Source organism: Paenibacillus soyae (assembly GCF_024623455.1).
Lineage (GTDB): Bacteria > Bacillota > Bacilli > Paenibacillales > Paenibacillaceae > Pristimantibacillus > Pristimantibacillus soyae.
Genome location: NZ_JANIPJ010000002.1, coordinates 86,332 through 104,849, shown reverse-complemented (window position 1 = coordinate 104,849; position 18,518 = coordinate 86,332). Strand labels below are relative to the sequence as shown.

Genomic DNA, 18,518 nt, shown 5'->3' with positions numbered 1-18,518 from the left:
ATCATGCAACGTAGCGAAAGAAGGTTGTACCGTTGATTTTTTCTACATATACGTTTATTTTTGTATTTTTGCCGATCGTATTTTTCGGATTCCGTCTGTTGACGTTTCTCCGTAATCCAATATACGCGAAGCTCTGGCTGGTCCTTGCTTCCTTCTATTTCTATGCGCAGGGCAGCGGGACTTTTTTTACGCTATTCATAATCGACGTTTTCTTCAACTTCGCCATTGGCTCGCTTATCGTGATCGCTGGGAGAAATGGACGCGTCTGGTCCAAACGGCTTCTGCTAACGGCGGGCTTGCTGTTTAATGTCGGGTTTCTCGGCTATTACAAATACGCGAACTTCGCGATCGAGAATATTAATCTAATCAGCGGACAGGGCTTTCCGCTGCTCGAGATCGCGCTGCCGCTCGGCATATCGTTCTACACGTTCCAGCTCATCGCGTACTTGGTGGATTGCTACCGGGGCCATACGAAGGAAACGCCGATCATCGACTTTCTGCTGTTCATCACGTTTTTCCCGCAGCTGATCGTCGGTCCGATCGTGCATCACGGCGATGTCATTCCGCAGTTCCAGGATCGCTCGCTGCGCCTGTTCAACCGGGCGAACCTGATGCTGGGGATGTTCCTGTTCTCCATCGGCTGCGCCAAAAAAATCATGCTCGCCGATCCTCTGACGGATTACGCCGCCGCCTTCTACGCCAATACCGGCGCCGGGGATACGCTGACCGCCTGGCTCGCCTCGGTCGGCTATACGATCTCGTATTACTTCGATCTGTCGGGCTATGCCGACATGGCGCTCGGGCTCGCTCTGCTGTTCAATATCAGGCTCCCGCATAACTTCAACTCTCCGTATAAGGCGAGAAACTTCCGGGAGTATTGGCAGCGCTGGCATATGACGTTGTCGAAGTTCCTGTCGGACTACATCTTCCGAAGCTTCTACAAGAAAGGAAGCGGCAGCTTTAACTTCTATTTCTCCGTCATGATGACGTTTTTCGTATCCGGGTTCTGGCACGGCGCCGGCTGGCAGTTCATTGTCTGGGGCCTCATCAACGGTATATTCGTATGCATGTCCCACTACATGTACCGGAACAAGCTGAAGCTGCCGTTCATTCTGGCGTGGGCGCTCACGTTCGCGGGCGTCATCGGCACGCGCATCCTGTTCGTGTCCGATTCGATGAGCGAAGCTTGGCAGGTCATGGGCAAGATGGTTAGCGGGGCGGATTTCGCGGGCATGGACGTGTCTGCCGTCGTGGACAAGCTGGTTACGTTCGCCGCGTACAACGCGTATACGATCGCGCTGCTTCTCGTCGGTATGGCCATCGCTTTCTTCGGCCGCAATTCTTCCCAGATGACGCAGGACTTCCAGCCCGGCATTCGACACGCGGTCGCGGCGGCGTTCCTGCTCGGCGTTTCGCTGACGCAGATGACGTCCGTGTCCAAATTTTTATACTTCCAATTCTGAGGTGACGTTATGACTTTTCGCAAATGGCTGATCGCGTTCATCGCATCGCTCGGACTGGCTGCGGCTGTCGTAGCGGGACTGAACGTTGTCGTCGATCCGTTCGGGGTGTTCGGCGACAAAGTGCTGAAGTGGCATTCGTATAATATGGTGAACAATCCGCGCGTGGCGAAGATCGGTTACTTGGACCAATATCATGAACGCTATAATTCCTACATTATCGGCGGGTCCAAGTCGGGCTCGATTTCGCCCGAGCTGCTGAACGACTATTACGGCAATGGAGCCAGCTTCTACAGCATGCTGATGTACGGCGGCGACTTTCACGATTACGAGAAGACGCTCTATTATCTGATCGACGAGTACGGGGCCCAAAACATCGTGCTCCATATGAGTCTTCAGGAAATCAGCCACTTCAACGAAACGCCGACCGACTTCAAGCAATCGCTTCACGCGAAGGTGTCGGGGGATTCCAAGCTTGAATTTTACCTCGATTACCTGAAGCTGAATCCTTCGTACAGCTACCGGAAGCTGGAGGGCTACGCCAAACGGGCGATCGATTCCTTCGAATATTCGCAGTTCATACCGGAGAGCGGCGTGTACAACAAAGTGCGCCGGGACGCGGAGAAGGTCGATGATCTGGAAGCGTACATGAAAGCGAATCAAGCGGCATTCGCGCCGTTCGGCAAGCTGGAAGCAACCGCGATGGATAATAACGTGGAGGCGCTGAAGCGAATGAAAGCTTATGCCGAGTCGCACGGCGCCACGTTCCGTCTGATCACGGGGGCCACCTCTGAGCAGGAGCTTCTGAGCTACGACATGGATGACCTGAAGTCGTATTGGGCGAAGATAGCCGAAGTGACGGACTTCTGGGATTTCACTGGATATACGAACGTCAGCGGGGATCCGCGTTATTTCTATGACACGATGCATTACCGGAACACGGTCGGCCGGATGATGCTCGGCTATATGTTCGAGGACAAGGACGTGTATGTTCCGAGCGGCTTCGGCCATCTGACGACCAAAGAGAACGTGAGGGAGCACGCGGAACGCGTCTTCACGCGGCCGGCGGGAGCCGCTGCCAAGGAAGGCGTGCGCATTCCGATTCTCGTCTATCATCATATCGACGACGACCCGTACGAACCGAACTCCTTGATCACGCCGCCCGCCAAATTCGAGCAGGACATGGAAGCCGTCCGAGCGGCGGGATTCAACACCGTCTTCATTACCGATCTGATCGATTACGTGGACGGCAAGAAGGAATTGCCCGACAATCCGCTCGCGATCACGTTCGACGACGGCTACTACAGCAACTACGAATATGCTTATCCCGTGCTGAAGGAGCTCGGAATGAACGCTACCATCTCGATAATCGGCTGGTCGGTCGGCCGGGAAGAGCACCGGATACCAGGCAAGCAGTTCTATCCGCATTTCACGTGGGAGCAAGCCGACGAGATGGATGATTCCGGCGTCATCGACATTCAGAACCATAGCTACGACATGCACGAATCGGACCCGGAGAATACGACCGTTCGCAGCGGCGTGCTGCAGATGAAGGATGAAACGAACGGGGCCTACGCGGAGGCGTTCCGGACGGATATCGGCGGAATGGAAGCGATGATCGAACATAAGCTGGGGAACGAAGTGAATGTCTTCACGTATCCGTTCGGCTATTATTCCCATCTGTCGGAGCAGCTGCTCAAGGATATGGGCTACCGCGCGACGCTGACGACGACTTCCGGGATCAGCGAGATCGTGAAGGGAGATCCGCGCACGTTGTTCGCGCTCAAGCGCATCAACGGCGGCCCCGAGGTGCCAAGCGACCAGCTGGTACGCTTGCTGCAAGGCCAATAACGACTGGAGGGATGATATAGGATGAAGGCTATAGCCCAGAGCGGTCCGGGCGGACCGGATAACCTGTCCATGATGACGTTGGCGACGCCGGAGCCCGGCTTTGGCGAAATTCGTGTGGAGGTTCATGCCGCGTCGCTGAATCCCGTCGATTACAAAGTGATGGCCGGCGGACATCCCGCATGGACCTACCCGCATGTTCCAGGCGTTGATGCGTCGGGAATCGTACATGCCGTCGGGGAGGGGGCCCAAGGCTGGAGCATCGGCGACCGGGTCGTATTCCATGCGGACTTCACTAAGCAAGGGGTATGCGCCGAATACGCGCTGACGACGGCCCATACGGCTGCGAAGCTGCCGGAGTCCGTCTCGTTCGAGGAAGCCGCAGCGTTCCCGTGCGCAGGGTTAACGGCTTACCAAGCCATCGTCCGCAAGATGCGGGCTCAGGCGGGGCAGTCGATTCTGATTCACGGCGGAGCAGGGGGCGTAGGAGGATACGCCATTCAGATTGCGAAAGCATTAGGACTTGGTCCGATCTACACGACCGCTTCTTCGGAGAATGCGGATTACGTCATGGCGATCGGCGCCGATGTCGTCATCGATTACCAGGCGGAACATGTGCTGTCCCGGATTCTCGAGTTAACCGACGGGAGGGGCGTCGATCTCATCCTGAATACGGTGAATCGGTTGACATCGCAGGACGATCTGTCGGTATTATCTTTCGGAGGGCAGCTTGCCTGCATCGCCGGAGCGCCGGAGACCGTTGCGGATTTCCAGCCCTCGAGCAAAACGTTCACTCTGCATAAGCTTATGCTTGGCGGAGCGCACGGTTCGGGCAACCGTCAGGCGGAAGAGGATATCGCCCGCATGACCGAGGAGTTCCTCGCATGGATCACAGATGGACAAATTCGTCCTCTTCAGCAAAAGCTGATCAAGCTGGAGGAAGTTCCGGATGAGCTGCGGAGGCTGTCCGGGCGTCATGTTCGAGGGAAGATCGTCGTTCAAGTACGAGGGTAATTTCGAAACTGCCGGCAGGCTCATGATGGAGCTTTGCCGGCAGTTTTTGCTTTGTTGGGCGAGCTAGCCCGTGGAAGGCTTGTTCGGGATTTGTCCTTTTTGGTTTTTGTTATGCTCCGTAGTAGCGGCTATTTCGTTCTCAGCCAGCGCCGATTTCGTGTAAAACGCTTCGTTTTTGGCAGCTTCGGATTTCGGTTTGTGACGGCCCATTGCGATAACCTCCTTTCCTGCTTGCATGTAGGCGAACGATTATAGATTCTCCAATATCTTCATCGGTTATATAAGGAAATGCGAGCCAAACGCGAGGTACTATGCGGATTTGGTACTTTGCGGTCGGCAAGCGATTATTTATGATGGGGAAACAAAGAAAAAAGCGGAGGGTTTATTGTGGGAACAGGGGAGTTTTGGGCCAGACTGCTGCTGGCTTTGGTGTTCGTGCCCGTCATTGGCGTCGGAGTGTGGATGGCGATGATGTTTATGGCTTTGTACGGCTTCGACTCGTTTTATATCATTCTGAACGTCTGGATTGGAGGAGCGCTTAGCCTGGCGCTGATCGTGAGGCTTGGCGGCTGGCTGAAGAGGAGGGCGTATTGGACGTCGGTTGGGGTAGTCGTCATCCTGTTCGGGTGCGTCGTGGGCGGTTACGAAATCTTACGCGTGTACTGAATATCGGCAATAGGAGCTGCCGGCGATTGACGGCGTGATGCCGACAAGGGATAATATCGGGAATGGAACGTATTTGTCTGTCAATCGATATTCGTTAGGAGGAGCTTATGACGGTTAAACCGCATGTATTCGTGGACCGCAAACTACCGGAGCCGGTGAGGGCCTATTTGGCGGAACACTGCGAATTGGATATTTGGGAGGAAGAAGACACGGTTCCGCGCGATGAGCTGAACAGAAGGCTTGCGGATGCGGAAGGCTATATGACGTCGGGAAGACGGATCGACGACGGTCTTCTCGAGTCGGCGCCCAGGCTCAGAGCGGTCAGTACGGTCAGCGTAGGCTACAATCACTTCGACGTGGACGCGATGAAGCGGCGAGGCGTCGTCGGAACCCATACGCCGGAGGTGCTGGACGAGACGGTGGCGGATCTGGTCTTCGCCCTCATGCTCGGAACGGCACGTCGCGTCGCGGAGCTGGATGCATACGTTCGTTCGGGCAATTGGAAGCGTGGCGACGGAGAAGGCTTGTTCGGCATAGACGTCCATCACGCGACGCTTGGCATTATCGGCATGGGCCGGATTGGCGAAGCCGTGGCGAGACGAGCGGCTCTGGGCTTCGGGATGAAGGTCCAGTATTACAACCGCAGCTGCAAGGCGGAAGCGGAGCAGGCATACGGCGCCGAATATAAGGCAATGGACGAGCTGCTGGCCACTTCGGATTTCGTCGTGCTGATGACGCCGCTCACGCCGGCAACCAAAGGGCTGATCGGAGCCCGGGAATTCGGCTTGATGAAGCGCAGCGCGATCTTCGTTAATGCTTCGCGGGGCGCGACGGTCGACGAGCCGGCGCTTGTCAACGCGCTTCGAAGCGGCGCGATTCGGGCTGCGGGTCTCGACGTGTTCGACAAAGAGCCGCTGCCTGGCGATCATCCGCTCGCTTCGCTGCCGAATACGCTGCTTCTGCCTCACATTGGCTCGGCGACGGCCAAGACGCGCGACGACATGGCCATGCTGGCCGCCAAGAATCTGGTGGCCGCGCTGCGAGGCGAGGCGTCGCCGTATCTGGTGCCGGAATTTAAGAGTTAGCTTCATAAAAAAGGTTCACAGCCGTCTGACGGCTGCGAACCTTTTTTCGTGAACGCCCGGGCGGTGCTCTTACAGCTTAACCACCTCGACGCGATTGGAGAAGAACGTCGCGCCGCCGCCCATGTCGGACAGACGCTGAGGCGTCAGCGCGTTGACGGGGCTTCGTCCCGTTCCCTCGTCGTCCCACCAAAGGCCCTGCGTGACCAGGACGCCGGGAAGCACGTCCATGCCGAGCTTCAGCGTGAGGCGAGCTTCGCCGCGGTCGTTGCGCACGAGAACCAGCTCCCCGTCGGACAAGCCAAGCTTCTCCGCATCCTCCTCGTGCATGTGCAGCGTCGGCGTTTTCTCCAGCTTCTGCAGCTTGGCCTGATTGGCGAAGGTGGAATTGATATAGCTATGGTTCGGGCCCGTCGTCAGCAGGAACGGGTACGTCTCCGGTTCGGCGAGCGGAGTGAAGGTCGGAACGGGGGATAAGCCCGCGCGCTGCATCGATTTCGAATACAGCTCGATCTTGCCGCTTGGCGTAGGAAGCTCTCCTTGGATCGGGTGCCTGCGTCCGTCCCCCGCCTTCATCCAGTGACGCTCGGATAGCGCTTCGAACGTAATGCCCTCGAGCAAGGGGTTCAGCTTGCTGTCGAGCGCCTCCCGAATCATCTGCTCCTCCGTTATATCGAATAGCTCCGGCTCGAAGCCCATCCGAAGCGCAAGCTCCTTGAACAGAGTGAAATTCGACTTGCTCTCGCCGGCGGGCGGCAGAATCGGCTTGCCGAGCTGCAGATAGAGATGCCAGTAGGAGCCATACAAATCCAGGTTCTCGAGATGCGATGTAGCGGGCAGCACCAGATCCGCAAATTTGCAGGTGTCGGTCAGGAACAAATCATGCGTAACCGTGTAGAGATCGTCGCGCAGCAGCCCTTCGCGGACCTTCGTCTGATCCGGCGCGACAACGGCTGGATTGCTGTTATAGACGAACAGCATGCGAACCGGCTTCTCCAGCTCCGTAAGCGCCTCGCCAAGCTGATTCATGTTGATGGTGCGAACCGAGCGGTCGGGAAGCAGATCCGGACGTTCGAGCGCCCTATGATTGATGCGGGAATACCAGCTGTTGCCCTTCATCGCGCCGCCTCCGACAACCGCCCATTGGCCGGTCAGAGCCGGCAGGCAGGAGATCGCGCGGATGACCATGCCGCCGTTGTCGTGATGCTGCAGGCCGTTGCCGATTCGAATGAACGACGGCGTTGTCCGGCCGTATAGCGAGGCAAGCTCCTCGATCTTCGATTCGGGTACGCCGGTCAGCTCCGATACGACGGACGGAGGATAGACGGACGGAGGATAGACGGACGCTTCCGCCGCAAGCTCCTCGTACCCTACGGTGTGTTCCTTGACGAAAGCTTCGTCCACCAGCCCGTCCCGGATCAGGATATGCATGATGCCAAGGGCGAGGGCGGCATCGCTGCCGGGCCGCACCAGAATGAAATCATCCGCCCAGGAGGAGGTGCGGTTGCGATGGACGTCGATATGAACGATGCGGGCGCCGTTCTTGCGGGCTTCCGTCGCCAGCATCGTCTGATGCATGTTCGTCGAGACCAGGTTGCAGCCCCATATGAGGAACAGCTTCGTATGAACGGTCTCCTCCGGATCGATGCCGATGGAGCCGCCCATCGTGTAGCTGTAGCCCTTCGAGCCCGCCGCATTGCAGATCGTTCTCGCGAGACGGCTGGCGCCGAGACGGTGGAAGAAACGGCGGTCCATGCCTTCCGCGTTCAGAATGCCCATGTTGCCGTAGAAGCTGTATGGCAAGATCGCGTCCGCGCCGTGTTCGCGAATGATCGTTTTCATGTTGCCGATTATTTCGTTATAAGCCTCGTCCCAGCCAATAGGCTCGAAACGAAGCGTTCCTTTCGGTCCGACTCTGCGCATCGGAGTGAGCAGACGCTCCGGATGATGAACGCGGTCAGGCAGCTGCCGCACTTTATTGCAGATCGCGCCTCTCGTGACCGGATGGTCGGGATCGCCCGTTACGGCCGTAACTTTGCCATTCTCAAGCGTAACATGAAGACCGCAGGTGTCGGGACAGTCGAAAGGGCAGACGGAGCGGACGACGCCGGTTGCGGGAAATGAGTTCATAAGCAGGCTCCTTTTACAGTGGATAACTCTACTATTATACCGTGAACGATCTTTCTTTTAAATAATAGGAAGGCGAGACCCCCGTCGTGCGCTTGAATACGCGCTGGAAGTAGGACGTGTCCGAGTAGCCCAAATAATCGGCGATCTCGGCCACGGTGAGAAGCGATTCCTTCAGCATATAGACGGCGGTCCGCATGCGGACGTTATGCGCGAATTCGCTGATGGTCTGGCCGGTTATCCGGCGGAACAGGCTCGCGGCGTGGTTGGGACTCCGTCCGATAAAATCGCCTAGCTGCTCCTTCGTTATTTTCGTACGGTAATGCTCCTGTATGTAGGCCTTCATCCGTTCCGCATGCTGAACCGACACGTCCGCCGGACCGCCCCTTTCCAGCTCTCGCCCCCATAACACAAGCGCGTCGAGAACGGCCGACAAAACGCGGAGGGAGGAGAAGGGCAGCTTCTCCTGCCATTCGTTCCATAACGCGCGAAGCCGCTCCAGCACAAGCTCGTAGCAGCCGGCCTTGGACTTCGAATAGCCCGGCCTCCCGAACATGGGAAGCCTGAGCTCGCCGGCGTCCGCAAGAGGATCAACCCGCAGGTCCATCACGTATTGCTCGTGAAACACGGTTGGCACGCTCTTGCCGTAGAAGGCCGAGCCTTCGGGAATAAACAGAAAATCGCCTTTCTCCGCCAATACCTTCTCCCCGTTGATCCAATACAGGCATTTGCCGTAGGAGACGATGACGAACCGGCTCACATTCGACAGCGCGTCGCTTTCCTCGTACCAGCTCATGCCTTGAATTCGCTGCAGGTTTACAATCGACAGCATCTGACAGCCTCCATCTTACTATAGTACAGTCATCATACTATAGTTCATGTACGTTGTCTGCATTTCCCGATACAATGAGGCAGAATAGTACAGAGGCGGAGGGGTTAACGTACATGAGTTTGACGAAAATTGTGTGCACCATGGGACCATCCAGCAATTCGATCTCGATCTTGAAGGAAATGATGAACGCCGGCATGAACGTCGCCCGGCTTAATATGGCGCATGGCGAGCTTAGCGATCACAGCGGACGCATCGCGCTTATCCGGGAAGCAGCAGGGGAGGCGGGCAAGGTCGTGTCCATCATGATGGACATCAAGGGACCCGAGATTCGGATCGGCACGCTTGAAGAGAGCAGCTACGAGCTCAAAGCCGGCGACGTCTTGACGCTTACGACCCGCGCGGTAACGGGCAATGGAAGCTGCGTAGCGGTGAACTACGAGGATATGCCGAAGGTGCTGACCATCGGAACCAAGGTGCTGATCGATGACGGCTTGATCGAGCTGAGCGTAGAGCAAATAGAGGGAACGGAAATGCACTGCCGCGTGCTTAACGGCGGGCCGCTCAAGCCGCGCAAAGGGGTCAATCTCCCGGGCATCCGCACGACGCTTCCGGGCGTCACGGATCGGGACGTGAAGCATATCGCGTTCGGCGTGGAGGAAGGCGTCGATATGATCGCGGTATCGTTCGTGCGGAAAGCGGAGGATATTCTGCAGGTGAGGCAGATTCTGGAGGATGCGGGCGCGGGGCATATTCAGATTATTTCGAAGATCGAAAACGAAGAAGGCGTCGAAAACCTCGATGCGATCATCGAAGTTTCCGACGGCATCATGGTCGCGCGCGGCGACCTGGGCGTCGAGATTCCCGCGGAAGACGTGCCGATGATTCAGAAGGAAATGATTCAAAAATGCAACCTTGCCGGCAAGCCGGTCATCGTGGCGACGCAGATGCTCGATTCCATGCAAGTGAACCCTCGTCCGACTAGAGCGGAAGTCAGCGACGTCGCGAACGCCGTGCTGCAAGGCGCGGATTGCGTCATGTTATCCGGAGAGACGGCCGCGGGCAAGTATCCGCTCGAATCCGTGCGCATGATGGCCATGATCGCGGAGCGCGCGGAATCGACGATCGATCACGCGGAGCAATTCCAGTCGAAGCTGACGGTTCCTACCTCCTCCGTAACGGAGGTCATCAGCCAAGCGGTCGTGAGCTCGTCGCTGCAGCTGGACGCCAAGGCGATCCTGACGCCGACCGAAAGCGGATTTACCGCCCGTATGGTGTCCAAATATCGTCCAAGCGCTCCTATTATCGCCATCACGGCGCATGACTATGTGCTGAAGCGCCTGACGCTGGTGCGCGGCGTTATCCCGATCAAAGGCGAATCGACCGAATCGACCGACGCTATGATCGAAGCGGCCATCCGCGGCGCAAGGCGTACGCAGCTGCTTGCCAAAGGCGATTTCGTCATCATCTCCGCCGGCATTCCGAGCGGAAGGGCCGGCGCGACGAACCTGATTCAAATCCAGCAAATGGAGTAGGCGGGATTCCCGTCTTTTTCATCTGGTCTATTGACAGATTCGCTCCAAGGTGACAAAATAAGTGAGGTTCTCACGCAACAATCGAACGGTTCCATATTCGTATAACCTCGTATAACGGCTTAGGGCACAGGGCGAGGGTTTCTACGGGAAGCCTTACTTCCACGCTACGAATGACCTGTCTTATTTCTACAATAAGACAGGTTGTCCGTAGCTTTTTTGCGTTCGGAGCCAGAGATCATTATTGGATATGAAGAAGGAGTGGAATCATACATGAAGTATATGTTGTCCGTATTTTTGGGAGCCGCCAGCTATGGCGTCCTATCCACGTTCGTCGTGCTCGCGTATGGCGAAGGCTACACGCTCGGCGAAGTCGTCGGCAGCCAGCTGATGGTCGGTTTCTTGTTGTCTTGGCTGTTCGCGGCTTTTATGGAGAGGAAAGCGGCAAGGAAGTCCGCAAGCTCCGCCGGGCAGGCAGCCGCAAGCCGTCCTGCAGCCGTACGTCTGACAGCGGGAAAACGGCTCATGCTGATGGCGGCGGGCCTGCCGACGGCGATTACAGGCTTGCTGTATTACGAATCGCTCCGCTATATTCCGGCTTCGCTGGCTATCCTGCTGCTGTTCCAATTCTCGTGGATCGGCGTGTTGATGCAGGCGATCCGGCAGAGGAAGCGGCCAGACCGCATCATTTATTTGACGCTCGCGATTCTGTTCGGCGGCACGGTGCTTGCGGCCGGCATCATCGAGCAAGGCGGCGGCAAGTTTAACCTATGGGGCGTTGTGCTCGGCTTGCTCTCCGCGGTCAGCTACTCGCTGTTCATTCTCTTCAGCGGCAAAGCGGTGCCGGAAGCGCCGCCCGCTACGCGCAGCAAGTGGATGATGCTCGGCGGGATGCTGATGGTGTTCCTGCTGTTCACGCCGAAGTTTCTATGGAACGGCGATTTGTTCAGCCCGCTGCTGTTGTTCGGGGCGCTGCTCGGCTTGTTCGGCGCGTTTATCCCGCCGCTCCTGTTCGCCTATGGCGTGCCGCATATCGGGGAAGGGATGGCCGGCATTCTCGGCGCGGCGGAGCTGCCGGTCGCGGTCCTGCTGTCGTCCATCGTCCTGCAGGAGCACGTCTCCGCCATGCAATGGGGCGGAGTTATTCTGGTGCTTGTCGGCATCGCCTATCCGGAGCTGCTGAAGCTCTTACGACGACACGCGGTCGCAGCGCAACGGTAATGATTGGTTAGCCGCAAGCCGATCGGGCAACGGATTGGTAAAGTTTGTTTTATACCTGTTCTGTTCCTTTCGTCTTTCCATGGAATGGCATTATACTAAGGATGTCGGGCCGACGCACTACGTGAAGGAAAGGAGCTGATCAGATTGATTCACAACCTAGAGGTGGTCTCCGAGTAATCGGAGACGCCGTAACGGAAGAGGCCTTCGGGCCTCTTCTTATATTTGGACCGAAGAAAACATTCATCCAAATTAAAGATTGTTAACAAAAAAAGTTTTCATTATAATGGAAAGTGACGCTTCATAAGAAGCACGGGGACCACCCCAACTACTACTCTAAGAAAGGGAGGCGGCAAGCATGCAAAATGCAGTATTTAATGACCAAACGACGCAAGCCACAAGATTGAACATATTCGAGGAGGACCTATACCGTGAACTACAAAAATGGAAGAGACGTGCTTCCCCCTAGTCTCCTGTCGGAGCTGCAGAAATATATCCAAGGCGATTTGATCTACATCCCTAAACCGTCCAACCAGCGCGCAAGCTGGGGCGAAGTCAGCGGAACTCGGAAGCTGCTGGCGGAGCGCAACAAGGAGATCTTCCAGCATTACAGCAACGGCGCGACCGTCGCGGAGCTGGAACGCAAGTATCACCTGTCGAGCGAGAGCATTCGCAAGATCATCGTGAAGACTCGCTAGTCATGAGAACGACGGAACGGATCCCATACAAAGAACCTCCGGAATACCGCAATGCGAGCGGTAGGACGGAGGTTCTTTTTTTTATGCTTAGCTTCTATTCGGCATGAGGTTAATGAACGGCGGTGGTAGGGAGCGGAACATTCGTGCGCGGATATTTATAATCGTCCCGGTAACAGCGGGTTTCGTGATCGTAAGCGGATTGGGAGAGGCGGTGCGAAACCTCGAAGACCGGAAGATCGGGATCGACGTGCAGCGTAGAGCCGTAGAAGGAGCAGCCCTCGAAATGGAATTGAAGCGTCGTAATAATGATGACGCAGTTGGTGAAGGTGCAGTTTTTGAAGCTGAATCCGTCAAATGCTATCGTTTCATTGTCAAAGCTTTCGTTCATAATTAATTTCATTCCATAACTCTCCTCTGTTAGATATAGGCGACATGCCTATAACTCTATCAGAGGAGGGACGAAATGTTTGTCAGAACGTGGATCAAGAACCCGTATACTTATCGACAACGCTCCCAATCCTCCTCCGCAAGCTCTTGCACGATGATCGTGCCCGCCTCATAGCCTTCGCCGGCCGCTCCGACAAGCCCGGTGAACGCGTTTTTGGCATCTCCGATAATGTATAAGCCGTCGACTGACGTCTTGCCGTGCGCCTGCGTATCGAATTTTCCCGTTTTATCGCGCGCCACGAGCAGCCCGTCCGGAATGTCGGACGCTTCGCTCGCGCCCGTGTCCGCGATGAAGCCGCTAGTCCGGGGAATAACGGCGCCGCCGCGCAGGATGACGGAATGAAGCATGCCATCTCTCGAGGCCAGCTCTTCGATCGGTTCTTCGAACAGCCGAATGCCTCGCTGAATCAGTTCTTCTCGTTCGCCTTGGTCAAGCTCCGACGGGCCGTCGGAGAAGACGGCGAGGTCCTTGCTCCAATTGAAAAGCTTCTTCGTAAAACGGTACACCTTATGCCCTCGTCCGAATACGGCCGTCGATTCATTCCGCCGTTCATAGCCGTCGCAGAACGGGCAGGGGAAGACGGAGCTGCCATAAGTCTCCCGCAGTCCCCGAATGGGCGGGAGATGGTCGGCGAAGCCCGTCGCGATAACGAGCTTGCGGCTTGCGAATTGCCGGCCATCCGATAGAGCGATGACGAAGCCGCCCTGCACCGAGCAGGCTTCCTTGGCCGTCCCCTGCTGAAGACGCACGGTGGGATACTGCCGCAGCTCCTCTCTGGCAAGCCGTCTCAGCTCGCCCGGAGCGACGCCGTCCCGGGTCATATAACCGTGCGAAGCTTTGGCGGCCGAATTCCGGGCGCGGTCATTGTCGATCAGGACGACGGTCCGCAGCGACCGCCCAAGCAGCAAAGCCGCGCTTAATCCGGCCGGCCCGCCTCCGATAATGGCGACATCGCACTCCTCCATTCCTGCGCCTCCTCCCGTTTTGTCTGTACTGCATCATGGTTTCCGCTAGATTGCCCTGACTGTTATAATGGATCTAACTTGGAAAAGACATGCAATCCTCTATTTTATTATGACGGTTGGAGCTGGTCGTTATGCTTACTTCTATTTTGGATGCGTTCCATCCCGTGCTATCCTCTTGGTTCCGCGGCGCTTTCGGCGAGCCGACGGACGTGCAGCGGCAGGCATGGGCAGCGATTCTCGAGGGCCATCACACGCTAATCGCGGCCCCGACGGGCTCAGGGAAAACTTTGGCCGGACTGCTGCCCTGCATCCACGGCGTCGTCACGGAGGAGAAGAAGGGCGACCGCGGCGTCCGGGTTCTGTACATTACTCCTCTCAAAGCGTTAAATAACGATATCCAGCATCATGTGGTTTCGTTCGCGGAGCAGCTGGAGGCGGAAGCGGGACGGACCGGACAGCCGTGGCCGGGCCTTACCAGCGGCGTTCGGACGGGCGATACGCCGTCGTCGAAACGCGCGGCCATGGTCAAGCGTCCGCCGGAGCTGCTCATTACGACGCCGGAATCGCTGTTCATCCTGTTGACCTCGGAGCAAGGCAGAGGGATGCTTCGCACGGTTCGATTCGTCATTGTCGACGAAATTCACGATCTGGCCGGCGATAAGCGGGGGGCTCATCTATCCTTGTCGCTGGAGAGGCTCGAGCGGCTGACGGACAGGCCTCTTCAGCGGATCGGCGTGTCCGCGACACAAAATCCGCTGTGGCGCGTGGCTCAGTTTCTCGGGGGCTGGACGAACCGGCCGGAACGACGTAACCTTGCCGAAGGCGAAGATGCGCGGCATCCGCTCGGCTACGAACGCCGCCCCGTGCATATCGTCGAGAGCCGAATGCGGAAGCGGATGGACGTGCTCGTCACGATGCCAGACACGAGCGCGCCGGCGAATACGCGAGATGCCGTCTGGCTGCCGATCCTTAAGCGGATTTTTGCGTTGATGGAAAATTGCCGTTCGGTGCTGCTGTTCACGAACAGCCGGAGGCTGTGCGAGCGGCTGGTGCTGCGCATGAACGACCATGCGGGCTACGAGCTCGCGAGAGCCCATCACGGCAGCATGTCGAAGGAGAAGCGGCTGGAGGTCGAGGCCATGCTGAAGAACGGAGAGCTGACGTGTCTCGTCGCGACCTCCTCGCTTGAGCTCGGCATCGACGTCGGGCATATCGATCTGGTCATCCAGATCGATTCGCCGCTCGACGCCGCATCGGGTATACAGCGGATTGGACGGGCCGGGCATGCGGTCGGCGACGTATCGCGCGGCGTCGTCATCATCCGGCAGCGGGGAGCATTGCCGGAAGCGGCCGTGCTTGGAGGGATGATTGCATCCCGCGAGATTGAACCGATCCGGATTCCGGAGTCGCCGCTCGATGTCATGACCCAGCAGATTGTCGCCATCGTCGCTTCCCAAGATATTACGGTAGACGAGCTGTATCGCCTGCTGCTCGGATGCGACAGCTACAGAACGCTAACCATCGGCCAAATCGAAAGCGTGCTTGCGGTGCTTGCGGGATTATATCCATTCGCAAGGCCGATTCTCGATTGGGACAGGGAAGCCGGCTTGCTCACGAAGCGAGGGAATACGGCGATCGCCGCGATGACCGGCGCCGGGACGATCCCGCAATCGTCCCAATATCCGGTCCATCACCTGGACAGCCGGGCGCATCTCGGCGAGCTGGACGAAGAATTCGTGCATGAGAGCCGGGTCGGCGATGTGTTCCTGCTTGGCACCGCTTCTTGGATGATTCGCAAAATCGACAAGGACCGGGTCTACGTCTCCGAGGCGTCGAACAGCTTCAGCGAAATTCCGTTCTGGCGAAACGAAGGGCCCGGACGAACCATGGAGCTCGGCCGCAAGGTAGGAGCCTTGCTGGAGGAGCTTGCGGATAAGCTCGGACTCGATGGTTCGCCCGACCGGAAGCGGAGCAAGCAGTGGAGCGAATGGAGCAGCGCGTCGGCAGGCTCTATAACGGAAGCCGGCAGTGAAGGGGCGATCGCGTGGCTGCATAGCGAATACGGCATGGACCGGTACGCGGCGGACGAGCTGATCGGCTATGCCGCTTCCCAGCATGCGTTCAGCGAGCTGCCCACGGCGAAGCGCATTGTCATTGAACAATACCGCGATATGATGAACCAGACGCATGTCATCCTGCTTAACCCGTTCGGGAGAAGGGTGAACCGCACCTGGCTGCTGGCGATCCAGCGCCAATTCGAGAAGGCGCTCCCTTATCAGCTGTACGGGAATGCCAAGGACAACGGCATCGAATTCGTGCTGCCGGAATGGGATTCGTCGTGGCTGCGGATGATCGGCGAAGTGACGCCGAACAATTTGGAGCCGCTGCTGACGGAAGCGGTGACCGGATCGCCGCTGCTCGCGATCGCGTTCCGGCGAATCGCGGAGACGTCGCTTCTGCTTGCCCGAAGCTTCACGCGCGTGCCGATGTGGCAGAAGCGGCTGCGCAGCGAGGAGCTGCTGCGGGAGGCGCTGCCTTACGCGGAGTCGTTCCCGTTCCTGGTCGAAGCGATGAGGGAGTGCATGCATGATTATTTGGACCTGCAAGGACTCCGGACGATTCTGGAGCAAATTCGAAGCGGCGACATTCAAATCACGGTGCGGGAAACGGAATTCCCTTCGCCGATGGCGACGCAATTTTTGGCCGATTATGTGAATATGCGCCTCTATGAAGGGGACGGGCTGGATACCGCGACGAAAGCCGGACTGCTCCACATGAGCAAAGGACTCGCCAAAGAGCTGTTCGGCGGAACGGGCGGGAGCGGCGGCATTGCGGAGGAAGCTCTGAAGCAGATGGAGCAAAGGCTTGAGCAGCGTCGTCCGGAGCTGGATACTCCCGAAGGTCTGTACGCGTATTTGAAGCAAAAGGGAGACGCGGGTCAGGATGAGCTGGCGAAAGAAGGCGGCGCGGCGGCGCTTGAGAGCTTGCGGAAGCTGTCCGAAGCCGGCAAGGCTCGAGAGATTGACTTGGCCGTGGAGGGAGAGGGATGGCCGGTCCTCCGGTGGATCTGCGCGGATGAAGCGGATGTCTACGCCGGGTTTCCCGGCAGAAGCGAATCGGCTTTCTTCGTAATCAGCCGTTACGCCGAGGGGCGCATGTCGTTCACGGAGCCCGAGCTTTGCGAGCGTTATCCTTCGCTAACGATGAGCGAAGCGCGCAGGCTGGTCGACGAGATGGTTCGTCTCGGCATTATCCGGCAGGCTCCGTTCGCGGCGGATGAGCACGAACGGCTGTGGTGCAGCAGCAAGGTCGCCTCGCAAATCGTCAGGCTCTCGATCGGGGAAGGCCGCAAAAACGCGAAGGCGATGGAGCCGCAGCGCTGGTGCGGTTATCTGGCGCAGCGCCAGCATGCGCTGAACGGCACCCAGCTGAAGGGCCCGGAAGGGCTGCTTGCCGTCATCGGCCGCATGCAGGGGCTGTTCCTTCCGGCCGCCCATTGGGAGAGCTTTCTCTTCCCGTCCCGCATCGCGAATTACCGCAAGGAAGATCTCGACGGACTGTGCGCGACGGGCGAGGTCATATGGCTGGGGAGCCGCGCGGAAGGCTCGAAGGAAGGCAAAATCGCCTTCTTCTTGGCCTCCAACTCGGATCTGATCGAGCCCTATATCGAAAACGCGGCGAAAAAGGAGACGCGCTATCCGGAGCTTCTGCGCCTGCTGCAGACGGGCGGAGCGAGCTTCCTCACGCAGCTTAGCCGGAGCTATGGCAAGTCGCCAAGCGAGACGCTGTCGGAGCTGCTGGAGCTCGTCTGGGAAGGTCACGCCTCCAACGACCAGTTCGCCCCGCTTCGGCTGAGCTTGATCAAGAAGGGCAAGGATCACGGCAAAGCGGGCTCCGGCTTCGGGCGATGGTATCCGACCGGGACGCTGCTCGGAGGAGAAATAGGGCAGCCGGACGAGACGGCCCGCCAAGCCGGGAATGACCGGATGCCTCCTGCTTTCTACTGGATCGGACAGCTGATCGATTGCTACGGCATCGTGACCAAGGAGCTGGTGTCCGCCTACACGCCGTTCCGCTGGGACGAGGTTCTTCCCGTGCTGAACCGCTTGGAAGAGTGGGGCAACGTCACAAGAGGCGTATTCGTGGAAGGCGCGGCCGCGATCCAGTTTACGACGCCGGATATCGCCGGCAGTCTTCGAGCCTCGTTGCCGGATAAGGAACGTTCGGAGATGACGGTTCTGTCCGCGATGGATCCGGCGAACCCGTACGGATTATTTATCGACTGGCCGGCTAAGGCGCATGCGGGTCAATCTTTCGCGAGAAAGGCGGGCAGCTATGTCGCGCTTAGCGGAGCGGAGTGGAGATTCTGGGTCGAAGGCAACGGTAAGCGGGTGTTCAGCATGACCGGCAGCAAGACGCGGGATGAAGCGGAGAAGGAGTCGCTCAAGGCGACGCTGCGAGCTATGTTCGCCGTTATTCTCCGGCAGCAAGGATTAACGAAGGTCGTGATCGACGAATGGGACGGAGCGCCCGTGGCGGAATCGCAGGGGGGCGCGCTGTTGCAGGAGCTGGGAGCGGAACGGGACCGCCAGTCGTACGTCTTATGGATGAGCCGGCTGGAGAAGGCGTGA

At 57.9% G+C, this 18,518-nt stretch carries 14 protein-coding genes and 1 riboswitch; of the genes, 9 read left to right on the top strand and 5 right to left on the bottom strand.

Features of this window, described 5'->3' with window-relative positions; all coding sequences use genetic code 11:
* Positions 1 to 32: 32 nt before the first annotated feature.
* Genes NQZ67_RS02945 through NQZ67_RS02935 form a run of 3 tightly spaced genes read left to right on the top strand, consistent with a single transcriptional unit; the run spans position 33 to position 4,322 of the window.
* On the top strand, positions 33 to 1,463 hold the full coding sequence (locus NQZ67_RS02945; protein WP_257442615.1) for an MBOAT family O-acyltransferase: 1,431 nt from the start codon (positions 33 to 35) through the stop codon (positions 1,461 to 1,463).
* Between the two features lie 9 nt (positions 1,464 to 1,472).
* Positions 1,473 to 3,311, top strand: a complete 1,839-nt coding sequence (locus NQZ67_RS02940) for a polysaccharide deacetylase family protein (RefSeq protein ID WP_257442612.1) — start codon at positions 1,473 to 1,475, stop codon at positions 3,309 to 3,311.
* A gap of 21 nt (positions 3,312 to 3,332) precedes the next feature.
* Positions 3,333 to 4,322: a zinc-binding dehydrogenase gene (locus NQZ67_RS02935; protein WP_257442611.1), complete on the top strand. Its 990-nt coding sequence runs from the start codon at positions 3,333 to 3,335 to the stop codon at positions 4,320 to 4,322.
* A gap of 63 nt (positions 4,323 to 4,385) precedes the next feature.
* On the opposite strand, the gene NQZ67_RS02930 is transcribed toward NQZ67_RS02935, so the two are convergent.
* The gene (locus tag NQZ67_RS02930) at positions 4,386 to 4,532 is read right to left on the bottom strand and encodes a hypothetical protein (RefSeq protein ID WP_257442610.1); all 147 of its coding nucleotides are present in this window, start codon (positions 4,530 to 4,532) and stop codon (positions 4,386 to 4,388) included.
* A gap of 177 nt (positions 4,533 to 4,709) precedes the next feature.
* Here NQZ67_RS02930 and NQZ67_RS02925 point away from each other — a divergent pair, with 177 nt between their 5' ends.
* Entirely contained in the window at positions 4,710 to 4,988 is a 279-nt protein-coding gene (locus tag NQZ67_RS02925) for a hypothetical protein (protein ID WP_257442609.1), read from the top strand.
* 107 nt (positions 4,989 to 5,095) lie between these two features.
* Positions 5,096 to 6,073: a 2-hydroxyacid dehydrogenase gene (locus NQZ67_RS02920; protein WP_257442608.1), complete on the top strand. Its 978-nt coding sequence runs from the start codon at positions 5,096 to 5,098 to the stop codon at positions 6,071 to 6,073.
* Between the two features lie 69 nt (positions 6,074 to 6,142).
* On the opposite strand, the gene NQZ67_RS02915 is transcribed toward NQZ67_RS02920, so the two are convergent.
* Positions 6,143 to 8,200, bottom strand: a complete 2,058-nt coding sequence (locus NQZ67_RS02915; RefSeq protein ID WP_257442606.1) for a molybdopterin-containing oxidoreductase family protein — start codon at positions 8,198 to 8,200, stop codon at positions 6,143 to 6,145.
* 34 nt (positions 8,201 to 8,234) lie between these two features.
* Positions 8,235 to 9,029 carry a helix-turn-helix domain-containing protein gene (locus tag NQZ67_RS02910; protein WP_257442604.1) on the bottom strand — a complete coding sequence of 265 codons (795 nt, stop codon included), beginning with the start codon at positions 9,027 to 9,029 and terminating at the stop codon, positions 8,235 to 8,237.
* Positions 9,030 to 9,142: 113 nt separating this feature from the next.
* Here NQZ67_RS02910 and pyk point away from each other — a divergent pair, with 113 nt between their 5' ends.
* The 3 genes from pyk (at position 9,143) to NQZ67_RS02895 (ending at position 12,474) form a co-directional block, all read left to right on the top strand.
* Entirely contained in the window at positions 9,143 to 10,561 is a 1,419-nt protein-coding gene (pyk, locus tag NQZ67_RS02905) for a pyruvate kinase (RefSeq protein WP_257442602.1), read from the top strand.
* 77 nt (positions 10,562 to 10,638) lie between these two features.
* Positions 10,639 to 10,748, top strand: a riboswitch (purine riboswitch).
* Positions 10,749 to 10,831: 83 nt separating this feature from the next.
* Complete coding sequence (locus NQZ67_RS02900) at positions 10,832 to 11,779, top strand: EamA family transporter (RefSeq protein WP_257442600.1); 948 nt, start codon at positions 10,832 to 10,834, stop codon at positions 11,777 to 11,779.
* A gap of 428 nt (positions 11,780 to 12,207) precedes the next feature.
* On the top strand, positions 12,208 to 12,474 hold the full coding sequence (locus NQZ67_RS02895; RefSeq protein ID WP_257442590.1) for a CD3324 family protein: 267 nt from the start codon (positions 12,208 to 12,210) through the stop codon (positions 12,472 to 12,474).
* A 109-nt stretch (positions 12,475 to 12,583) separates the two neighbouring features.
* Here NQZ67_RS02895 and NQZ67_RS02890 read toward each other — a convergent pair whose 3' ends face one another.
* The gene (locus NQZ67_RS02890; protein WP_257442589.1) at positions 12,584 to 12,874 is read right to left on the bottom strand and encodes a hypothetical protein; all 291 of its coding nucleotides are present in this window, start codon (positions 12,872 to 12,874) and stop codon (positions 12,584 to 12,586) included.
* Positions 12,875 to 12,972: 98 nt separating this feature from the next.
* Positions 12,973 to 13,887, bottom strand: a complete 915-nt coding sequence (locus NQZ67_RS02885; RefSeq protein WP_257442586.1) for an NAD(P)/FAD-dependent oxidoreductase — start codon at positions 13,885 to 13,887, stop codon at positions 12,973 to 12,975.
* Positions 13,888 to 14,018: 131 nt separating this feature from the next.
* On the opposite strand from NQZ67_RS02885, the gene NQZ67_RS02880 reads away from it, so the two are divergent.
* Positions 14,019 to 18,518, top strand: coding sequence for a DEAD/DEAH box helicase (locus tag NQZ67_RS02880; protein WP_257442584.1), 4,500 nt, complete (start codon positions 14,019 to 14,021; stop codon positions 18,516 to 18,518).